Source organism: Bradyrhizobium sp. AS23.2, assembly GCF_001908185.1.
Lineage (GTDB): Bacteria > Pseudomonadota > Alphaproteobacteria > Rhizobiales > Xanthobacteraceae > Bradyrhizobium.
In genome coordinates, this window is the sequence record NZ_LGHM01000223.1 from 1 (window position 1) to 3966 (window position 3966).

General features: G+C 60.2%; 5 protein-coding genes. All 5 read left to right on the forward strand.

Annotated elements, in window-relative coordinates:
- Positions 1-101: 101 nt before the first annotated feature.
- The 5 genes from AC630_RS37780 (at position 102) to AC630_RS37795 (ending at position 3895) form a co-directional block, all read left to right on the forward strand.
- Positions 102-1094, forward strand: a complete 993-nt coding sequence (locus AC630_RS37780) for an AraC family transcriptional regulator (protein ID WP_074123457.1) — start codon at positions 102-104, stop codon at positions 1092-1094.
- A 225-nt stretch (positions 1095-1319) separates the two neighbouring features.
- Positions 1320-2261 carry a helix-turn-helix domain-containing protein gene (locus AC630_RS37785; protein ID WP_167561359.1) on the forward strand — a complete coding sequence of 314 codons (942 nt, stop codon included), beginning with the start codon at positions 1320-1322 and terminating at the stop codon, positions 2259-2261.
- A gap of 22 nt (positions 2262-2283) precedes the next feature.
- A complete protein-coding gene (locus AC630_RS47950; RefSeq protein WP_283808481.1) occupies positions 2284-2418 on the forward strand; it encodes a hypothetical protein in 135 nt (44 codons plus the stop codon).
- A gap of 112 nt (positions 2419-2530) precedes the next feature.
- A complete protein-coding gene (locus AC630_RS37790; protein ID WP_245330634.1) occupies positions 2531-3190 on the forward strand; it encodes a hypothetical protein in 660 nt (219 codons plus the stop codon).
- 174 nt (positions 3191-3364) lie between these two features.
- Entirely contained in the window at positions 3365-3895 is a 531-nt protein-coding gene (locus AC630_RS37795; RefSeq protein ID WP_074123459.1) for a hypothetical protein, read from the forward strand.
- Positions 3896-3966: the final 71 nt, after the last annotated feature.

A 3966-nucleotide genomic window follows, 5' to 3' on the forward strand; every position in this document is an offset into this window, starting at 1 on the left:
AGAATTTCGACTTACCAGTTTAACGGCGATGTTACGTTCGTGCGATCTCTCTCAGGCATCCAAATGTTGCGGGGGTATCCGAAGTGTTTTGGGTTAGAAGGATGAGGATCGAAGATCCGTTGCTTTGCCCGAGCGCGGTTCAAGGATGCGAGATCAACGTATTTCCGACGAAGCGTGGCGAGCTCGATCTCACGATTGAGCAGATTGGTTTGAATCGGCTTTGGATGAGCCGGTACGAGCTGAATCTGCCGCAAGTCAATAGAATTGCCGTCCGGCCCGGGCGTAGATCCATCGGCTTTCTGACGCGCGAAGGCCCCTCGATTCAGCACTGCGGCATGGACGTCACGCCGGGCGATATCGTCATCGACACGTACGATGTGTCGCATCAGCGTTGCGGCACCAACCATCGCTATGGTGGGATGTCGCTCTCCGAGGATGATATGAATGAAACACTGGCAAGCATCATTGGAGCCGACTTTCCGGCAAAGCTGGCAACCCGCGTGGTTCGGCCCCGCCCGGAGTTGATGTCGCGCCTGTTGATGATGCACCAAACCGTCGGCGAGTTGGCCCGTACGACGCCGGACGCTCTGGAAACGCCGGAGCTACGTCGCGGGTTCGAACAACAAATGTCTTATCTGATGGTTCGATGCCTTGCCGAGGGCGCCGGAATCGAGATCACCGCTGGCAGGCGGCGTCACGACGCGATTATCGCGCGGCTTGAGGATTATCTGGCTGAAAACTCGGACCGTGCAATCTATCTGACCGAACTCTGCGCTGCGACCGGCGTTTCCGAGCGGACGCTGCGATCGGCTTGCGAAGAACATCTCGGCATGGCTCCGATCCGCTATCTCACGTTGCGAAGAATGTATCTGGTCCGGCGCGCGCTGCTGCGCGCTGACGCATCCAAGGCCACCGTTACCCATATCGTGACCAACTACGGGTTCTGGGAGCTCGGGCGCTTCTCGGTCGCCTACCGCACGATGTTTGGAGAGTTACCGTCGGAAACACTGCGACGGCCCCCGCAAGATCCTCATGTCCATCTCATGCGTCCCACAACACTGCCAGTCGAAGTCATCGTGGGACGGCTTCACTAGTCGCGGCATTTGCCTTACCTGATGGCGCAAATCGACCGGCCGGTTTGCGCCAGCGCAGCTTGCGATCGAAATATCCTTCTGCGCTCTTTGAAGCGCCCTTTTGTCTCATGGCGCCGGAATTGCATAGTCGAACCCCTATCGATTGCCTGATGGTGCCTCATCGACGGGCCCCATGAGCATCAAATGGTCGCAAGAGCCATCCGCCCGTCCGGTGGGACGAGGGATATGGCTGAACGCTCCATTTCAAGGTTTGACGATCCCGGAGCCTACGAAGCCGGATTTGGCGATATCGGTGTCAATCTCACGATAACCGGCCCCGGGGATTTCGAAGCGGAGTTGCTGCGGCTGAAACTGGACCATCTCGTCATCATGCGGCTGCGCGAATCGCTGCCGCGCATTGCCAGCATTTCGCTTGCAGCCGACAGGGTCTTTTTGTCCTTTCCAGTTGGCCGGGTGAGCCTGGAATGCGACGGGTTTGCCTTCCAAGGCGGCCAGATCGCCTTTCACGGCCCCGGCCAGCGGATGCATCAGCGATCGAGCGGCAAATGCCAATGGGGTCTGATATCCTTGCCCATGGAGCTGTTTGCAAGGAGTAGTGCGGCATTGATCGGCGCGTCAATCCTGCCCCCGCGCTCCACCAGACTACTCCACCCTTCCGGCGCGGACTTGTCCCTTTTTCAGCACCTGTTCCAACACGCCTGTCACCTGGCGGCTCCTGCAAACAAACTGATTGAGCAGCCCGAAGTGGCAAGGGCGCTCGAACAGGACATGATTCATGCCGTGATCCATTGCCTCACCGGCGACGGGACGGAAAACAGATCCAGGACACGCTCCAACCGCACAGCCTTGATGAGCCGCTTCGAAACAGCGCTGCGCAAATCCGTCGACCGGAAGATCACGTTGCCCGATCTTTGTGCCGAAATCGGCGTGGCCGAACGCACATTGCGGATGTGCTGTCACGAGTTTCTCGGCGTTAGCCCGATGCGATACCTCCTGTTGCGCAGGCTGAACAAGGCCCGCGCCGCGCTACGGCGCGCCGATGCCTCCACTGCGAGCGTCGCCAGCATCGCGCGGGAGCATCAATTCTTTGAGCTCGGGCGCTTTGCTGCGACGTACCGTGCAGCTTTCGGAGAAGCGCCGCTGACGACGCTTCAGCGCAAGGCTTAGCTGTGTTCGGGAGAGGTGCTCGATGCAGAAAGGCGGAGCCGAGGACGAGTTGTCCGAGATGGACGAGGATCAAACTGACATGGCAACGTTGAACGTTGCCGCGAACAGGGTCGAGAGCTTGCTTCATACGCGCCGGGTCATGCTGAAAAACGTATAGTTGGACAGCCGCACTCGTTTTGCCGATTTTGCATAGGCGGCCGGTTTCGGCGTGTCTACGGTCCGCACCCACCAACGTGCCGGCCCCCCCGGCTGATCGCAAGGAGAACGAGATGCGCAACAAGAAAGCCGTGCACGTTTGCATGGCATTGCTGGCGGCGACGTTACTGCTCGACACCGGGACTGCGCGGGCCCAGAGCGCGCCCAACGGACAACTGAAGACGATCGGCACACCCTCCGCTGCACAGGCTCAAATTGTGCCATCGCTCATCGTTCTCAATTCCCGTGGTGCAACATTGCAAGGCGACAGCCTCGTGCTGACCGGCGTCACACCGAACTCGATCATATTCGCAGACCGGCCCGTGCGCGCCGCCGGCCATCAGCTCACGGCTGACATCATCGCCGACTGGGGCACGGGCAAGGACAGCTTTGCCAGCGATCCTCCGAACGCGACTGTTTCGGTTTTCAATACCAAGGACGGCTCCGTCAGGGATGCCGTGGTTGTCCTGAAGAATCCGAAGCTGGATGGGGACAAGCTTGTCTTCGCGGTTCAGACCCTCGAGGGCGATCTAAACGGTGCCGACGGCGGAGCCTCGATCTTCATCGATATTATCGGCCGCCCCTTTACACCGTTTTCCTTTGCGGGCGTCGCGCGGCGCACTGCATTCCGGGGCGCGATGTATGCCGGAGCCGCCGCCGTCGGAGCTGCAGCCGTCGGAGCCGCCTACGCCCGGCCCTATTGCGGCTATTATCCCTATCCTCCTTGTTATTGAATACGTCTCGTGCCGGGCGGCAGGTAGCTGCCGCCCGTTTCGGTTCGGCCCTTGCAGCAGCCTTGGTCGAGCAGGTGTAGTACCTGTATCTCCCGCTCGTCCCGCCCTCAGCGTCATCGCGCCACGGAGCGCTAGCGTGATTGCCGCCGCCCACGGCTCGAGGCTAGTAGAAGCATGGATTTTCTCGCGTCGGGAGCGTGGATCACAGACTGGTTGTGCGGACTCCCCTTGATCGTCCTTGCGTCCGTCATCCACGTCATCGGTCTCGGAGCGATTGAACTTGGCGTTGAGCGAAGTCTAAAGCGCGCGAAAAGAGTTCGCGGCCATCTGGCGATGTTTGTGGCGGTGGTGGGAGCAACCGTGCTGTCGGCCACCGCCTTGCACGCCATAGGGGCAGCTGTCTGGGCCGGAGCCTACCTCTGGCTCGGCGCTCTTCCAGACGAGCGCGCGGCGATGCTGTATTCAATTGGTGCGATGACGACCTTCGGCCATGCAAGCCTCCATCTTTCTGACCGTTGGCAGATGTTGGGGGCGCTCGAAGCTCTCAACGGCATGCTGCTGTTTGGGCTGACCACGGCCTTCCTCTACGCCACCATACGCAGCGTTCATGCTGCCATGTTGGGCACGCGGGCTTCCGCTGTGGAGGACGTCGAAGACATGCGAGCGGTCCATCCGGTTGGCCCAACGCGTCAGTCCAGGTCCTGAACGCAAACGGCCATTTTCTGAGCATGGGCGGACTAGCTGCTGAAACAGCCAGGCGGCTCCCCTCCTGAGGT